The organism is Vibrio sp. 1CM2L (assembly GCF_023161695.1).
Taxonomy (GTDB): Bacteria; Pseudomonadota; Gammaproteobacteria; order Enterobacterales; family Vibrionaceae; genus Vibrio; species Vibrio coralliirubri.
This window is the reverse complement of record NZ_JALNTT010000002.1, coordinates 530,794-545,565: the sequence shown is the minus strand read 5'-3', so window position 1 is coordinate 545,565 and position 14,772 is coordinate 530,794. Positions and strand designations below refer to the sequence as shown.

The 14,772-nt window shown below is 44.9% G+C and carries 14 protein-coding genes; 12 read left to right on the top strand and 2 right to left on the bottom strand.

Translation table 11 applies throughout. The features are described from left to right. Positions 1-190 precede the first annotated feature (190 nt). Positions 191-3,358, bottom strand: a complete 3,168-nt coding sequence (rne, locus tag MSG34_RS07540; protein WP_248336899.1) for a ribonuclease E — start codon at positions 3,356-3,358, stop codon at positions 191-193. A 618-nt stretch (positions 3,359-3,976) separates the two neighbouring features. Here rne and rluC point away from each other — a divergent pair. Further along, the gene (gene rluC / locus MSG34_RS07535) at positions 3,977-4,921 is read left to right on the top strand and encodes a 23S rRNA pseudouridine(955/2504/2580) synthase RluC (protein ID WP_017054981.1); all 945 of its coding nucleotides are present in this window, start codon (positions 3,977-3,979) and stop codon (positions 4,919-4,921) included. A 250-nt stretch (positions 4,922-5,171) separates the two neighbouring features. Here the strand turns inward: rluC and MSG34_RS07530 are convergent, their stop codons facing one another. After that, positions 5,172-5,753, bottom strand: a complete 582-nt coding sequence (locus MSG34_RS07530) for a nucleoside triphosphate pyrophosphatase (protein WP_248336897.1) — start codon at positions 5,751-5,753, stop codon at positions 5,172-5,174. A gap of 149 nt (positions 5,754-5,902) precedes the next feature. On the opposite strand from MSG34_RS07530, the gene yceD reads away from it, so the two are divergent. The 11 genes from yceD (at position 5,903) to tmk (ending at position 14,768) form a co-directional block, all read left to right on the top strand. Then, positions 5,903-6,430 carry a 23S rRNA accumulation protein YceD gene (gene yceD / locus MSG34_RS07525; RefSeq protein ID WP_248336895.1) on the top strand — a complete coding sequence of 176 codons (528 nt, stop codon included), beginning with the start codon at positions 5,903-5,905 and terminating at the stop codon, positions 6,428-6,430. Positions 6,431-6,465: 35 nt separating this feature from the next. Further along, positions 6,466-6,636 carry a 50S ribosomal protein L32 gene (gene rpmF, locus MSG34_RS07520; protein ID WP_004737376.1) on the top strand — a complete coding sequence of 57 codons (171 nt, stop codon included), beginning with the start codon at positions 6,466-6,468 and terminating at the stop codon, positions 6,634-6,636. 9 nt (positions 6,637-6,645) lie between these two features. Continuing rightward, on the top strand, positions 6,646-7,671 hold the full coding sequence (plsX, locus tag MSG34_RS07515) for a phosphate acyltransferase PlsX (protein ID WP_017062152.1): 1,026 nt from the start codon (positions 6,646-6,648) through the stop codon (positions 7,669-7,671). A 5-nt stretch (positions 7,672-7,676) separates the two neighbouring features. Next, a complete protein-coding gene (locus MSG34_RS07510; RefSeq protein ID WP_010437276.1) occupies positions 7,677-8,627 on the top strand; it encodes a beta-ketoacyl-ACP synthase III in 951 nt (316 codons plus the stop codon). Positions 8,628-8,707: 80 nt separating this feature from the next. Then, a complete protein-coding gene (gene fabD / locus MSG34_RS07505) occupies positions 8,708-9,631 on the top strand; it encodes an ACP S-malonyltransferase (protein WP_017630537.1) in 924 nt (307 codons plus the stop codon). A 25-nt stretch (positions 9,632-9,656) separates the two neighbouring features. Continuing rightward, a complete protein-coding gene (gene fabG / locus MSG34_RS07500) occupies positions 9,657-10,391 on the top strand; it encodes a 3-oxoacyl-ACP reductase FabG (RefSeq protein WP_029235138.1) in 735 nt (244 codons plus the stop codon). A gap of 166 nt (positions 10,392-10,557) precedes the next feature. Next, positions 10,558-10,791 carry an acyl carrier protein gene (gene acpP, locus MSG34_RS07495; protein WP_004737381.1) on the top strand — a complete coding sequence of 78 codons (234 nt, stop codon included), beginning with the start codon at positions 10,558-10,560 and terminating at the stop codon, positions 10,789-10,791. Positions 10,792-10,884: 93 nt separating this feature from the next. Next, a complete protein-coding gene (gene fabF, locus MSG34_RS07490; RefSeq protein WP_019821243.1) occupies positions 10,885-12,129 on the top strand; it encodes a beta-ketoacyl-ACP synthase II in 1,245 nt (414 codons plus the stop codon). 104 nt (positions 12,130-12,233) lie between these two features. Continuing rightward, the gene (pabC, locus tag MSG34_RS07485) at positions 12,234-13,112 is read left to right on the top strand and encodes an aminodeoxychorismate lyase (protein WP_248336893.1); all 879 of its coding nucleotides are present in this window, start codon (positions 12,234-12,236) and stop codon (positions 13,110-13,112) included. Then, positions 13,109-14,125, top strand: a complete 1,017-nt coding sequence (mltG, locus tag MSG34_RS07480) for an endolytic transglycosylase MltG (protein ID WP_017062149.1) — start codon at positions 13,109-13,111, stop codon at positions 14,123-14,125. The genes pabC and mltG overlap by 4 nt, the downstream gene beginning before the upstream one ends. Before the next feature lie 10 nt (positions 14,126-14,135). Further along, positions 14,136-14,768, top strand: a complete 633-nt coding sequence (gene tmk / locus MSG34_RS07475; RefSeq protein ID WP_019821240.1) for a dTMP kinase — start codon at positions 14,136-14,138, stop codon at positions 14,766-14,768. Positions 14,769-14,772: the final 4 nt, after the last annotated feature.

Below are 14,772 nucleotides of genomic sequence, written 5' to 3'. Positions count from 1 at the left end.
AAGAGCGGCAATAGCGAAGTGTCGAAAAGATAAGTGCGCGAATGCTACCCAAAAATGTGATTAAGTTCAAGGTTGAACCTAACTTTGAGTAATATATCTGTTAATTTTTATTCGATTAGTAGATATGAAAAAGGCTGCTTTAATAAGCAGCCTTTGATTCTATTTACTTGCGATTATCTATCAGTAATCGCTAGTAGTTTGGCTTAGTCATCGCCGCGCCAGCTTTGTTCGACGCTGCCTGACTGCCTGCACCTTTCGATACAAAACGTTCAGTGCGGAACGGAGCTGCAATCACTTCAATCTCTTTGATCTCTTGAGGACCAGGAGCTTTAGTCATTGGTGAACCGGCTTGCTTCTTAGCAACAGCTGCCTTTGGTGCCGCTTTAGGAGCTTCTGTTTTTACAACAGGTGCTTCTTCAACTTTTGCACTTTCAGCTTTAGGCGCTTCAGCTTCAACAACTGGTGTTGCTTCTGCTTGCACAGCTTCTGCTACAACAGGCGCTTCAACTTTCGTCGCTTCTGCAATCACTGGAGCTTCAACTTTCGCAGTTTCAACAACCACTGGTGCTTCTTCAACGACTGCAGGAGCTTCAACTACAGCAGGAGTCTCAGCTACTTGAGCTTCAACAGTAGCTTCTTCGCGACGGATAATCACTTTGCCCATAGCTAGTTCAGGACATGCGAAGCCGCCAGCCATTGCTACGTTGCTTTGTGGTGCCGTCTCTAGAGCAGCATTCTGCTCTTGAACAGATGTTTGAGCTTCAGCTGCTACTTGAACTTCAGCCACTTCAGGTTTTGCCTGCTTGTGGTGAGGTTTTGGAATGAAGCGAGGCATCACTTTACCCATAGCCATCTCTGGAGAAGCTACACCACCTTTACGTAGGCGGAATGGGTTAGGGCGACGATCACGACCGCGACGACGACGTTGACCACTTGCACGTAGGTGACGTGGAGAACGACGGTTACGACGTTGTTTCGGCTCTTCCTGTTCAGTTTGCTCTGCATTCGCTTGAGTTGCTTCTACTTGTTCCGCAACTTTTTGCTCTTGAGCTACTGACTGTTCTTTTGAAACAGATAGTTCTTTAGCAATAACCTGTTCTTTTGAAGCATTATCTTCAGCTTGAGCTTGTTGGTCTTTAACACGAACTTGCTTGTTCAGTTTACGACGCTGACGACGCTCTTTAATCTTAGCTGCTTTCGCTTCAGGTTTAGCCTTAGGCGCTTCCGGTTTACCAGCTTGTGCTTCTGCTGCTAGCTGTAGACCTTCTTCTGCTAATTTAGATGGTGCTTGCTCTTCGCGTTGCTTCTGCTCATCACGTGGCTTGTTGCGACGGTCTTGCTTAGGCTTGCGAGGCTGACGAGTTTGCTGTGGAGCTGCTTCTTTTTGCTCTTCAGGCTTCTCATCACGAGCTGGCTTACGACGGCGTTTGTTGTCACGGTTTTCGTTACGATTGTCGCCACGTTCACCACGGTCGTTACGCTGTTCGCCACGCTCACCACGTTGGTTACGACGACGGTTATCGTTACGATCACGGCGTTGACGGTTGCCGTTATTGCGATTGTTTTTAGGTTTCTCTTCTTCTTTCTTCTCTTCTTCTTTTTTCTCTTCTTGAGTTGAAGAGCCAAATAAGAAGCTACCGATAGCTTTGAAGAAACGACCAATTAGGCCTGGTTCTTGAGTCGCTGCTGGTTCAGCTTTCTTCTCTTCTACAGCTTTAGGTGCTGGAGCAGGAGTCGGTGCTGATTGAGCAGGAGCTGCGAAACCTTTCAGAGCAGGTTCTTCGATCTTCTTAGGACGAATAGTCTGTTCAGCAGGCTCTTTGCTTTCCGCTTCTTTTAGAGCTTCTAGCTTGTTAGGCAGCAAGTAAGACAGTAGATCGAACTCTTCACCTTCACGAACACGGATAACCTCAAAGTGCGGCGTTTCCATGTCTGAGTTAGGAACAACAGTGATCTTAACTTCTTGGTTTTTCTCGATGTGGTTTACTGAGCGACGTTTTTCGTTCAGAAGATAAGAAGCGATTGGAACAGGCACAACAGCAAGTACTTGTGCTGTGTTGTCTTTTAGAGCTTCTTCTTCAATCAAACGTAGAACAGAAAGTGCTAGAGATTCGTTATCACGAACAACACCAGTACCTGTACAACGAGGACAAATGTGGTGGCTTGCTTCTGCTAGTGATGGGCTCAAACGTTGACGAGACATCTCTAGAAGACCAAAGCGAGAAATACGACCAATCTGAACACGTGCGCGATCTAAACGAACGGCATCACGTAGACGGCTTTCTACTTCGCGTTGGTGGCGAACCGGAGTCATATCGATAAAGTCGATTACAACAAGACCACCTAGGTCACGTAGACGTAATTGACGTGCAATTTCATCGGCAGCTTCTAGGTTAGTGTTAAGTGCTGTTTCTTCAATATCGCCGCCCTTTGTTGCACGAGCAGAGTTGATATCGATAGAAGTCAGTGCTTCTGTTGGGTCGATTACGATAGAACCACCAGATGGAAGACGAACTTCACGTTGGAAAGCAGATTCGATCTGGCTTTCAATCTGGTAATGGCTGAATAGTGGCACTTCACCATCGTATTTCTTAACGCGATTCATGAAATCTGGGCGTATTAATTGAATGTGCGCTTGTGCACGTTCAAAAATAGTATTGCTGTCGATTAGAATCTCGCCAATATCACGACGTAGGTAGTCACGAATTGCGCGAACAATAACGTTACTCTCTTGGTGAATTAGGAAAGGAGCTGCATTTGAATCAGAAGCTTGCTTGATAGCGCCCCAATGGTTCAATAGAACATTCAGGTCCCACTCTAGCTCTTCTGCACTTTTGCCAACACCCGCTGTACGCACGATTAAGCCCATACCTTGAGGAAGCTCAAGAGTGCTTAATGCTGCTTTCAGTTGAGTGCGTTCATCACCTTCGATACGACGAGAAATACCGCCAGCACGAGGGTTATTAGGCATAAGAACTAAGTAACTACCAGCCAAAGAGATGAAAGTTGTCAGTGCAGCACCTTTGCTACCACGTTCTTCTTTCTCTACTTGTACGATTACTTCTTGGCCTTCTTTTAGCACTTCTTTAATGCTAGGACGGCCTTGGTATGTATAACCTTCAGGGAAGTATTCGCGGGCAATTTCTTTAAGAGGGAGGAAACCGTGACGTTCTGCGCCGTAATCAACGAATGCCGCTTCTAGGCTTGGTTCAATACGGGTAATACGTCCTTTGTAGATATTCGCTTTCTTTGACTCGTGACCTGGACTTTCGATATCTAGATCGAACAGTCGTTGGCCATCAACCAAAGCGACACGCAACTCTTCTTTTTGAGTTGCGTTAATTAACATTCTTTTCATTTAGAAATTCTCATTGTCTTTTCTTATTTTCATCATTGTTCTTATCGCTTTATTTCGTTTCTCATGGTGCCAGATCCCATGGCTTTATCGGTGCAGCCTCCCGGCTGGAGAGGGATGCTCTGGGGCACGTCAGTCATCATAGGGAGTTAGCCTATGATCCGCGATGTGGCGGTGAATACTCAACATGAGTGTACGTGAGTAGAGCGATAAGGAACTCAGTTGACCGTGTCTTACGCCGATTGCAGCACTGTCTAATCTGAGTTATCTACTCATTTACTTGCTTATGAATGGTTAGCTGTTTAAATAATAGTCAAACCACTGATAGCAGCTGTGAACTATAGCAGTGGTCGGTAAACACAGCAATCTGCTTTGTCGGAATGCTGTAAAAAAAACAGTTTTTGTTTGGGTTTTGATAGCTCTAACTCACTGTCTATAAATAATTTATCTTTTGATATTTTAATTTGCAGGAATCTTGATGCTTTTTTGTTCGAAGAATCAAAGAAATATAGAACTTCGACGACCATTTTGTGATAGATCGGTAAGGATTAGGGATAAATAAGTTCGGAATAGGGCTAAGAAAATCTCAATTATCAAAAGTGACAGTGATACAATAGCGCAATGAGCGAAATTAGAACCCAAGTCCAATTCGTCGACATTGACGAAGATATGGCTGGTCAGCGTATTGATAACTTCTTACGCAACCAATTAAAAAACATCCCGAAAAGCATGATTTACCGAATCGTGCGTAAAGGCGAAGTCCGCGTAAATAAAAAGCGCATCAAGGCTGAATACAAACTAAAAGCTGGCGATTTAGTTCGTATCCCTCCGGTTACTATTGAAGAGAAAACAGAAGAGAACGTGCCGAGCACGAAACTCAACAAGGTTTCAGAATTAGAACAGTGCATCATTTATGAAGATGATCACATGCTAATTCTTAACAAACCGTCTGGCACTGCTGTTCATGGTGGTAGCGGATTAAAGTTTGGCGCGATTGAAGCATTACGTGCGCTTCGCCCTGATGCTCGTTTTCTTGAATTAGTGCACCGTATCGATAGAGATACGTCTGGCATTTTGCTTGTTGCTAAGAAGCGCTCGGCGCTAAGACACCTTCAAGCACAGTTCCGTGAAAAAACGGTTCAAAAATACTACTTCGCTTTAGTGATGGGCGAATGGAAAAACAGCTGTAAAGTCGTCAACGCACCTTTGTTAAAAAATGAAGTGAATAGCATTGTTCGAGTGAACCCGAATGGTAAAGCTTCTGAAACTCGCTTTAAGGTTTTAGAGAAGTTCCAAGAGGCGACGTTGATTCAAGCTAGCCCAATTACAGGCCGTACACACCAAATTCGTGTGCACGCTCAGTATACTGGTCACCCAATTGCTTGGGATGATCGCTACGGTGATCGTCGTTTTGATGCTTACACGGGCAAGGTTGGTCTTGATCGTCTGTTCCTACATGCAGCAAACATCAAGTTCACACACCCAGGTAGTGAAGAGAAGATGGATATCTCGGCGCCAATGGAAAGAAGGCTAGAGAAAGCCCTAACGGGTTTACGTAAGCTTTAAGAAGATACGAGATTTTTCGTGAATTGAGTATCAGATGCATCAAATGGAAAAGGTTGACGAATATCGTCAACCTTTTTTGTTTTTATCTATTGTAGAGATCCCCAACTCGCTTGTTCCTCGCTCTTGAGGATGACGACTTTTTAAAATCACGTTCTATATCATTAATTGGTTAGATAAAATTGCGTGTTCCGTCATTCCCTAAACTGACGAAGGAAGGAGTAGGGAATCTCTAACAAAGAGAGCGTATCCGTTATAGTACGCCCATTCCTTGCGCTTCTAACATATCGACTAGATCGATTAACGGTAAGCCGATCAAAGTATTCGGATCTTTACCTTCCATCTGTTTAAACAACGCGATGCCTAACCCTTCACACATAAAACTGCCCGCGCAGTAATAAGGTTGTTCTTTCTCGACATAACTAATGATTTGCTGCTCGGTTAAATCGCGGAAATGCACAACAAAGGTGTCGAGACGCGTGTCAGCTTGATTGGTTTCGTTGTTCCAAACCGAAAGCCCAGTATAAAAAGTAATGCTCTTGCCGCTTTGACGAGATAACTGCTCGATCGCTTTTTCTCGAGTATGAGGCTTACCTATGATCTCTCCATCAATCACACAAACCTGATCAGAACCAATGACTAAGCTAGGTTGCTCCACAGCACAAGACTTAGCTTTGGTCTCAGCAAGGCGCATCACCAACTGTTGTGGCGTCTCTTCAGGAAGCGGCGTTTCATCGCAGTCTGGCTTGGCTGTAATGAAGCTTAACTGTAGTTTTTTGAGGATCTCTTGCCTAAATGGTGATGTAGAGGCTAAAACTAGTTGGTAATTTCTCATTTTAATTTACAATTCAAGGAAGCATTTATCTCAGGATAACGTAACTTGTCCTGCTATTCATAATGCTCTGAATAGGAAAGGCAGGAAAGTACATTTTTTTTGCCATTTCCTTTGACTAAACACGATTTGGAAGATAAGATTCGCGCCCTATGCAAAAGGAAAAAATACCGCGTACAGTTGATCCGGCAAGAACGGCTCAAAAACGACTCGATATGGATGGTATCATTCAGATCAGTCTTTTGAAGCGTTTAACTGAAGCAACTGAAGGCGTAAAACGTGACGCGCAAGTCTCAATGTCATTTGGGCTTGATGAACAACGATTAGTCGTTATCTCTGGTAAAGCTAACGTCGAAGTCGATTTAGAGTGTCAACGTTGTAATGAGGTTTTCGCACATGAGTGCGATGTCCAATTTACTTATACTCCTGTTTACAGTGAGAAAAGTGAAGAGGAAGCACCGGAAGAGTACGATTTGGTAGATCTGAACGAGTACGGTGAGTTAGACCTGATTCAATTAGTTGAAGACGAGTTCATCCTTGGATTGCCACAAATAGCAATGCACGACGATGCGAAATGTAGCGTTAACTCAAATAACTTGGTGTTTGGTGAACTTCCTGAAGAAATTGAGGAAGACAAAAAGCCGAATCCATTTGATGTTTTAAAAAGCTTAAAGAAGTAATTGCTTCTTTAAGAATTTACATAGGAGTAGGGTCAATGGCCGTACAAAAGAGCAAGAAATCACGTTCAATGCGTGGCATGCGTCGTTCACACGATGCGCTAACTACAGCTGCACTTTCTGTAGACGCAACTTCAGGTGAAACTCACCTACGTCACAACGTGACTGCCGAAGGTTTCTACCGCGGCAAAAAGGTTATCAACAAGTAAGGTTGACCTTTGCAAAATCTAACCGTTGCGCTTGATGCAATGGGCGGGGACTTCGGTCCTCGTGTAACAGTGCCTGCCGCCGTGCAGGCACTGTCGTATTTCCCAGAGCTAAAAGTCATTCTAATAGGTGATCGAAACGCGATCACATCTCAATTATCTTCATTAGGTCGAATGCCTGATTCTCGTTTGAGTATCCAGCATTGTGATCGAGTCATTTCCAATTCTGAAAAACCTTCACTAGCCTTACGTAATAGTCAGGGTAGCTCTATGCGTGCCGCTATCGATCTGGTTGCCGAATCACAGGCTGATGCTTGTGTGAGTGGTGGTAACACTGGCGCACTGATGGCTTTATCCCGTTTCAGACTCAAGCTTCTTCCCGGTATTGATAGGCCTGCATTGGTTTCAGCTTTGCCTACTGCATCCGGAAATCGTACATGGATGCTTGATTTAGGGGCGAACGTTTCTAGCGACGCAGATTCACTGTTTCAGTTTGCTGTCATGGGCAGCGCATTAGCAGAACAACATTTAGGTCGCGCACCACGTGTCGCTATCTTGAATATCGGTGCAGAAGAAATTAAAGGCAATGACCTTGTAAAACGATGCGCTGAAATGTTGTCTAATACTCAGTCTGTGAACTTCATAGGCTATATTGAAGGTAATCAATTACTTCAAGATGCTGCTGATGTCGTCGTATGTGATGGTTTTGTGGGCAATGTCTGCTTAAAAACGTGCGAAGGTACGGCTCAGCTCTTTATTGATAAGCTAAAAACGCGCATGATGGCTTCAACAATAAAGGGTTGGATAGCCAGAATGCTGTTTTCTGAGCTATTTACTGAATTAAAAACCTTGAACCCCGACCAGTATAACGGCGCAAGTTTGTTAGGATTGCGCGGCATTGTCATTAAAAGTCATGGAAGTGCTGATGTGTCTGCAGTCGTCAACGCGATTGGTGAAGCAGTACACGAGGTCAAACGACAAGTCCCCAGCCGCATTAGCGATCGTTTGGAAGCGGTTTTACTCGAGAGGCATTATTAGTCTTCATGTATAGCAAAATTTTAGGTACTGGCAGCTACTTGCCATCTCAGGTGCGTACTAACGCAGACTTAGAGAAAATGGTAGAGACTAGCGATGAGTGGATCGTTGCTAGAACTGGTATTAAAGAGCGTCGTATTTCAGCGGAAAACGAAACCGTTGCTGATATGGCGTTTTACGCTGCTGAAAATGCCATTGAAATGGCAGGTATCGACAAAGAAGATATTGATTTAATCATCGTTGCGACAACCAGCAGTAGCCACACATTCCCGTCTTCGGCATGTCAGGTACAAGGCAAGCTTGGTATCAAAGGCTGCCCTGCGTTTGATTTGGCTGCGGCGTGTTCTGGTTTTGTCTACGCACTGTCTGTTGCTGATCAACATATCAAGACTGGCATGTGTAAGAACGTTTTGGTAATTGGTGCTGATGCACTGTCAAAAACCTGTGATCCGACTGACCGCTCTACTATTATCCTATTTGGTGATGCAGCAGGCGCGGTGGTTGTAGGCGCAAGCGAAGAGCCAGGTATTTTGTCTACTCATATTTACTCTGACGGTAAATACGGTGAGCTTCTAAGCTTAGAAGTACCAGAGCGTGGCGGTGATGCAGACAAATGGCTGCACATGGCGGGCAACGAAGTATTTAAAGTGGCGGTAACTCAGCTTTCTAAGCTAGTTAAAGACACTTTAGCGGCGAACAATATGGATAAGTCAGAGCTTGATTGGTTAGTTCCACACCAAGCGAACTACCGTATTATCTCGGCTACCGCTAAAAAGTTGACGATGTCGCTTGATCAAGTAGTGATTACTCTTGATAAGCACGGCAACACGTCAGCAGCTACCGTACCAACGGCCCTAGATGAGGCTGTTCGCGACGGGCGAATTAAACGTGGTCAAACGCTTCTACTTGAAGCATTTGGCGGCGGCTTCACTTGGGGTTCTGCGTTAGTTAAATTCTAACCCCAAGCGATAATCAACAAACAAGGCACATAACTTATGTGCCTTATTCAATTTTTTGCTTTGCTTAAAGGAAAATTACAATGAGCAAGTTTGCTATCGTATTCCCAGGCCAAGGCTCTCAAGCTATCGGTATGCTTGCTGACCTAGGCGAACAGTATGATGTTGTAAAACAGACATTTGCTGAAGCTTCAGAAGCTCTTGGTTACGATCTATGGGCATTGGTTCAAGATGGTCCAGTAGAAAATCTAAATGAAACTTTTCGCACTCAACCGGCTCTACTAACAGCGTCTGTTGCAATTTGGCGTGTATGGCAAGAGCTTGGCCTAGAGCAACCTGTAAATCTAGCAGGTCACAGCCTAGGCGAGTACTCTGCACTTGTATGTGCTGGCGTTATCGACTTTAAAGAAGCGATCAAGCTGGTTGAATTGCGTGGTCAATTGATGCAAGAAGCAGTTCCTGCTGGCGTTGGCGCAATGTACGCAATCATCGGTCTAGATGATGAAGCGATCGCTAAAGCGTGTGAAGAAGCTGCGCAAGACGAAGTTGTGTCTCCAGTTAACTTTAACTCTCCTGGCCAAGTTGTTATCGCGGGTAACAAAGCGGCAGTAGAGCGTGCTGGTGCACTGTGTAAAGAAGCGGGCGCTAAGCGTGCACTTCCGTTACCTGTTTCTGTGCCGTCTCACTGTGCACTGATGAAGCCAGCAGCAGACAAGCTAGCGGTGGCTCTAGAAGCTCTAGAGTTCAACACGCCAGCATTGCCTGTTATCAATAACGTTGATGTTATTGCTGAAACAGATCCTGCAAAAATTAAAGACGCACTTGTTCGTCAGCTATATAGCCCAGTTCGTTGGACTGAAGGTGTACAAGCGATGAATGAGCAAGGCGTTGAGAAGCTACTTGAATTAGGCCCTGGTAAAGTTCTTACTGGTCTAACAAAACGAATCGTAAAAACTATGACAGCTGCTGCAGTTAATGATACTGCATCACTAGAAGCTGCTAAGTAAATAACCACTTAATAGAGAAGTTATGATGAATTTAGAAGGCAAAGTTGCACTAGTTACAGGCGCAAGCCGTGGCATCGGTCGTGCAATCGCTGAACTTTTAGTTGAGCGTGGTGCTAAAGTTATCGGTACTGCGACATCTGAAGGCGGCGCAGCTGCAATCAGCGAGTACCTTGGTGAGAACGGTAAAGGTCTTGCTCTTAATGTAACGGATACTGACTCAATTGCTGCTACACTGAAAACCATCAACGATGAATTCGGTGCGATTGACATTCTAGTTAACAACGCAGGTATCACTCGTGATAACCTACTGATGCGTATGAAAGACGACGAATGGAATGACATCATCGATACTAACCTAACGCCTATCTTCCGCATGTCTAAAGCTGTATTGCGTGGCATGATGAAGAAGCGTCAAGGCCGTATCGTAAACGTTGGTTCTGTAGTAGGTACTATGGGTAACGCTGGTCAAGCTAACTACGCAGCTGCAAAAGCAGGCGTAATTGGTTTTACTAAATCAATGGCTCGTGAAGTTGCGTCTCGTGGCGTTACAGTGAACACTGTAGCTCCTGGTTTCATCGAAACTGACATGACTAAAGCGCTAAATGATGACCAACGTGCAGCAACTTTGGCGAATGTACCAGCAGGTCGACTAGGTGACCCTCGCGAAATCGCTGAAGCTGTGGTATTTTTGGCGTCACCTGCGGCAGCTTATATCACAGGTGAAACACTTCACGTCAATGGCGGTATGTACATGGTGTAAATTATGTGCAACATTTGTGCATGATTTAAGTCAAGATCATACGTAATTTCGGTTAAAATCGTGAAAATTGTGGTTTGACCAGAAAAGTTGACCTTGCAACTTTCAATAGATTGAATAAACTACGGAAAACATCGCATAAAGCGAACTCTGTAAAGGAAAAGAAAAAATGAGCAACCTCGAAGAACGCGTAAAGAAAATCATTGTTGAACAGCTAGGTGTAGACGAAGCTGAAGTTAAAAACGAAGCTTCTTTCGTTGATGACCTAGGTGCAGATTCTCTAGACACAGTTGAGCTAGTAATGGCTCTAGAAGAAGAATTCGACACTGAAATCCCAGATGAAGAAGCTGAGAAAATTACTACTGTTCAAGCAGCTATCGATTACGTAACTAGCGCTCAGTAATAATCTCTCCCAGGCGGTCACCTCGACCGCCTGTGTTTTATCTAACTCATCTATCCTCATCTTAAATCACCTCAATCCCCGGAGTGTAAAATCGTGTCCAAGCGTCGTGTAGTTGTCACTGGCATGGGTATGTTGTCACCGGTAGGCAACACTGTAGAATCTTCTTGGAAAGCCCTGCTAGCTGGTCAAAGTGGTATCGTTAATATCGAGCACTTTGATGCAACCAATTTCTCAACTCGTTTTGCAGGTCTAGTTAAAGACTTTAACTGCGAAGAGTATATGACTAAAAAAGATGCTCGTAAGATGGACTTGTTCATCCAGTACGGCGTCGCAGCAGGTATTCAAGCTTTAGATGATTCAGCCCTAACTATTACTGAAGAAAACGCTCCACGTGTGGGTGTTGCTATCGGTTCTGGTATTGGTGGTCTTGGTTTGATCGAAGCCGGTCACCAAGCTCTAACTGAAAAAGGCCCTCGTAAGATCAGCCCGTTCTTCGTACCGTCGACGATCGTGAATATGATTGCTGGTCACATGTCTATCATGCGTGGCCTACGCGGTCCAAACATCGCGATTTCTACTGCATGTACGACTGGCCTACATAACATTGGTCACGCGGCTCGTATGATTGCATACGGCGATGCTGACGCAATGCTAGCGGGTGGTGCTGAAAAAGCATCTACACCACTAGGTATGGGCGGTTTTGGTGCGGCTAAAGCACTGTCTACTCGTAACGATGAGCCTCAAAAAGCTTCTCGTCCATGGGACAAAGGCCGTGATGGTTTCGTTCTTGGTGACGGTGCCGGCATGATGGTTCTTGAAGAGTACGAACATGCGAAAGCTCGTGGCGCTAAGATTTACTGTGAGCTAGTTGGCTTCGGTATGTCGGGTGACGCTTACCATATGACATCTCCAAGTGAAGATGGCTCAGGTGGCGCACTAGCGATGGAAGCGGCTATGCGTGATGCTGGCATTACTGGTGAACAAATCGGTTATGTTAACGCACATGGTACGTCGACTCCTGCGGGTGACGTTGCGGAAGTTAAGGGCATTAAGCGTGCTCTTGGCGAAGCAGGCAGCAAGCAAGTATTGGTTTCTTCCACGAAATCAATGACTGGTCACCTTCTAGGTGCTGCAGGTTCTGCTGAAGCTATCATCACGGCTATGTCTCTGGTTGACCAAATTGTTCCACCAACAATCAACCTAGATGATCCTGAAGAAGGCTTAGATATTGACTTAGTACCTCACACTGCGCGTGAAGTTAGCAACATGGAATATGCTGCATGTAACTCATTCGGTTTCGGTGGTACAAACGGCTGTTTGATCTTCAAAAAGATTTAATCATCTTATTAAAGACATAAACACTCGTAGATAGTCACAATTAGACTTGTTTTTAAACGGCTTGATGCTTTAGCATTGAGCCGTTTCTTTTTATGGGGAAAAACATGTTTTGGGTTGATGGAGAAAGCCAGCAAACTGTCGATATATTGGATCGCTCATTTCAGTACGGAGACGGCTGTTTTACGACGATGCTCGTGAGTGATGGTGAGATACAACATTTTCACGATCATCAGCACCGTGTCGACGAATGCCTTAAAGCGCTGCGCATTTCTGCTCTTGATTGGGATGTTGTTAGTCTTTGGCTCGATACTGCACTTCAACACATCCAAGATAACGATCTTCACGGCACAAAGAGCCTTGATGGTTCAGGCAAGCTCGATAACGCCAACAAGCCTCATAATCAAAAAGCAGGGATCAAGCTGCACGTTAGTCGTGGCGCTGGTGGTCGAGGCTACAGTACCAAGAATATCGCCAAGCCGACAATCACCATCAGTACCTTTGATTACCCAAGTCATTATTCAGCGTGGCAAGACTCCGGTGTTGAACTCGGTATCTGTCATCAAGCGCTAGGTTTGAGCCCGCTACTGGCTGGCCATAAGCACAATAATCGTCTTGAGCAGATTTTGATGAAAGATGAAATGGATCAGGCTAATGAAGTGGATGGTGTGGTTCTTGATATATCGGGCAATGTGATTGAAACCACCATGGCCAATCTGTTTTGGCGAAAAGGTCAGGCGATATACACACCTCAACTCACTCAAAGTGGTGTCGCGGGGGTTATGCGTAAGCAAGTGTTAACCGCGCTGAATCAAGCTGAACTTTCCGTTACAATTAGTGACTACTGCTTATCTCAACTCATGCAAGCTGATGAGGTTTTCATGACCAACTCCATCTTAGGGGTTGCCCCAGTTACCCGTATTAGTGATACCCAATTTAACATTGGAACCGTTACTCGTAGCCTTCAAGGACAACTAAACTCGTGATCAAAAAGTTATTTATTTTTATTATCTTGTGCTTAATCGCAGCCGGTGCTGCTGGTTTTTATGTTTACAACCAAGCGCAAGATAACCTGAAACAAGTTATTCAATTAGAAAAACCACAAGTCGTGACTGTTGCTTCAGGTAGCAGCTTTAACCGCGTTCTAGCCCAGTTGATTAACGAGGGGCTGTTTGAGGCTTCTCCTTACGAGAAATTAATCCGTAAGTTACATCCTGAGCTTGTAGACGTAAAAGCCGGTACTTTCCTGCTTGAACCGGGTTTAACCTTAGAGCAGGCGCTACAGGTGCTTGTCGAAGGGAAAGAACACCAGTTCACCATTACCTTTGTTGAAGGTAGTCGTTTTGATGAATGGCTTGTTCAGCTGAAAGACAACGAATTTATTCAACAAACGTTGGATGGCGTTTCTGAAAAAGAGATCGCTGAAAAGTTGGGTATTGAAAACGAAAAGCTAGAAGGTCTCTTTTTAGCAGAAACGTATCACTACACCTACGGCACCACTGATTTAGATTTACTGAAACGCGCGCATCGAGACCTAATGAGCGTGGTGAATGAAGAGTGGGAAAATCGAGCGGATAAACTTCCTCTTAAATCGCCATACGAAGCGTTAATTCTTGCGTCTATCATTGAGAAAGAGACCGCTGTTGCGTCAGAACGTGAGCGTGTTTCTTCTGTGTTCGTTAACCGTCTGAACAAGCGCATGCGTTTGCAAACTGATCCAACGGTTATCTATGGCATGGGTGACAGCTACGATGGCAACATCCGTAAGAAAGACTTACGCACGCCAACGCCATACAACACCTATACAATGAGTGGCTTGCCACCGACACCTATCGCCATGGCAGGCAAAGCGTCTATCAACGCGGCGTTGAATCCAGAGAAGAGCAACTACTTGTATTTTGTTGCGAGTGGAACAGGTGGTCACGTATTTTCAAAGAGTTTGACTGAGCATAACCGTGCAGTGCGAGCTTACTTAAAGCAATTAAGAAAAAACAGATAAAGAAATAATTATGAATCAGTCGAAATTTATCGTGGTTGAAGGCCTTGAAGGCGCTGGCAAAAGCACAGCAATCAATGCCATTGTTGAGACATTAAAAGCATCGGGTGTTGAGGATATTGTTAATACTCGTGAGCCGGGTGGTACTGTCTTAGCTGAAAAGATGCGCTCATTGGTTAAAGAAGAGCACGAAGGCGAGAAGCTTCAAGACATGACTGAATTGCTGCTGATGTACGCAGCACGTGTTCAATTAGTCGAGAACGTTATCAAGCCCGCACTCGACAATGGTCAATGGGTATTGGGTGATCGTCATGATATGTCTTCACAGGCATACCAAGGTGGTGGTCGCCAGATCGCGCGCACGACTATGGAATCACTGAAATCAACCACGCTAGGCGGCTTTAAACCCGATCTAACGCTATATTTGGACCTAGACCCTAGAGTAGGGCTAGAGCGTGCTAGAGGCCGTGGTGAGCTCGATAGAATTGAAAAGATGGACATCTCATTTTTCGACCGCACGCGTGAGCGCTATCTAGAAATTGCAGAACAAGATGATTCTGTACTTGTGATTAACGCGCAGCAAGAAATTGAGCAAGTAGCCGCTGATATTAAAGTCGCGCTAACTGCTTGGCTCGACAAACAGTAGGTAG

Excerpts from the sequence above, each read along its gene's own strand:
- tmk (WP_019821240.1), top strand. The coding sequence starts at position 14,136 with ATGAATCAGTCGAAATTTATCGTGGTTGAAGGCCTTGAAGGCGCTGGC.
- acpP (WP_004737381.1), top strand. The coding sequence starts at position 10,558 with ATGAGCAACCTCGAAGAACGCGTAAAGAAAATCATTGTTGAACAGCTA.
- yceD (WP_248336895.1), top strand. The coding sequence starts at position 5,903 with ATGCAAAAGGAAAAAATACCGCGTACAGTTGATCCGGCAAGAACGGCT.
- fabG (WP_029235138.1), top strand. The coding sequence starts at position 9,657 with ATGAATTTAGAAGGCAAAGTTGCACTAGTTACAGGCGCAAGCCGTGGC.
- rpmF (WP_004737376.1), top strand. The coding sequence starts at position 6,466 with ATGGCCGTACAAAAGAGCAAGAAATCACGTTCAATGCGTGGCATGCGT.
- MSG34_RS07510 (WP_010437276.1), top strand. The coding sequence starts at position 7,677 with ATGTATAGCAAAATTTTAGGTACTGGCAGCTACTTGCCATCTCAGGTG.
- fabD (WP_017630537.1), top strand. The coding sequence starts at position 8,708 with ATGAGCAAGTTTGCTATCGTATTCCCAGGCCAAGGCTCTCAAGCTATC.
- rluC (WP_017054981.1), top strand. The coding sequence starts at position 3,977 with ATGAGCGAAATTAGAACCCAAGTCCAATTCGTCGACATTGACGAAGAT.
- pabC (WP_248336893.1), top strand. The coding sequence starts at position 12,234 with ATGTTTTGGGTTGATGGAGAAAGCCAGCAAACTGTCGATATATTGGAT.
- MSG34_RS07530 (WP_248336897.1), bottom strand. The coding sequence starts at position 5,753 with ATGAGAAATTACCAACTAGTTTTAGCCTCTACATCACCATTTAGGCAA.
- rne (WP_248336899.1), bottom strand. The coding sequence starts at position 3,358 with ATGAAAAGAATGTTAATTAACGCAACTCAAAAAGAAGAGTTGCGTGTC.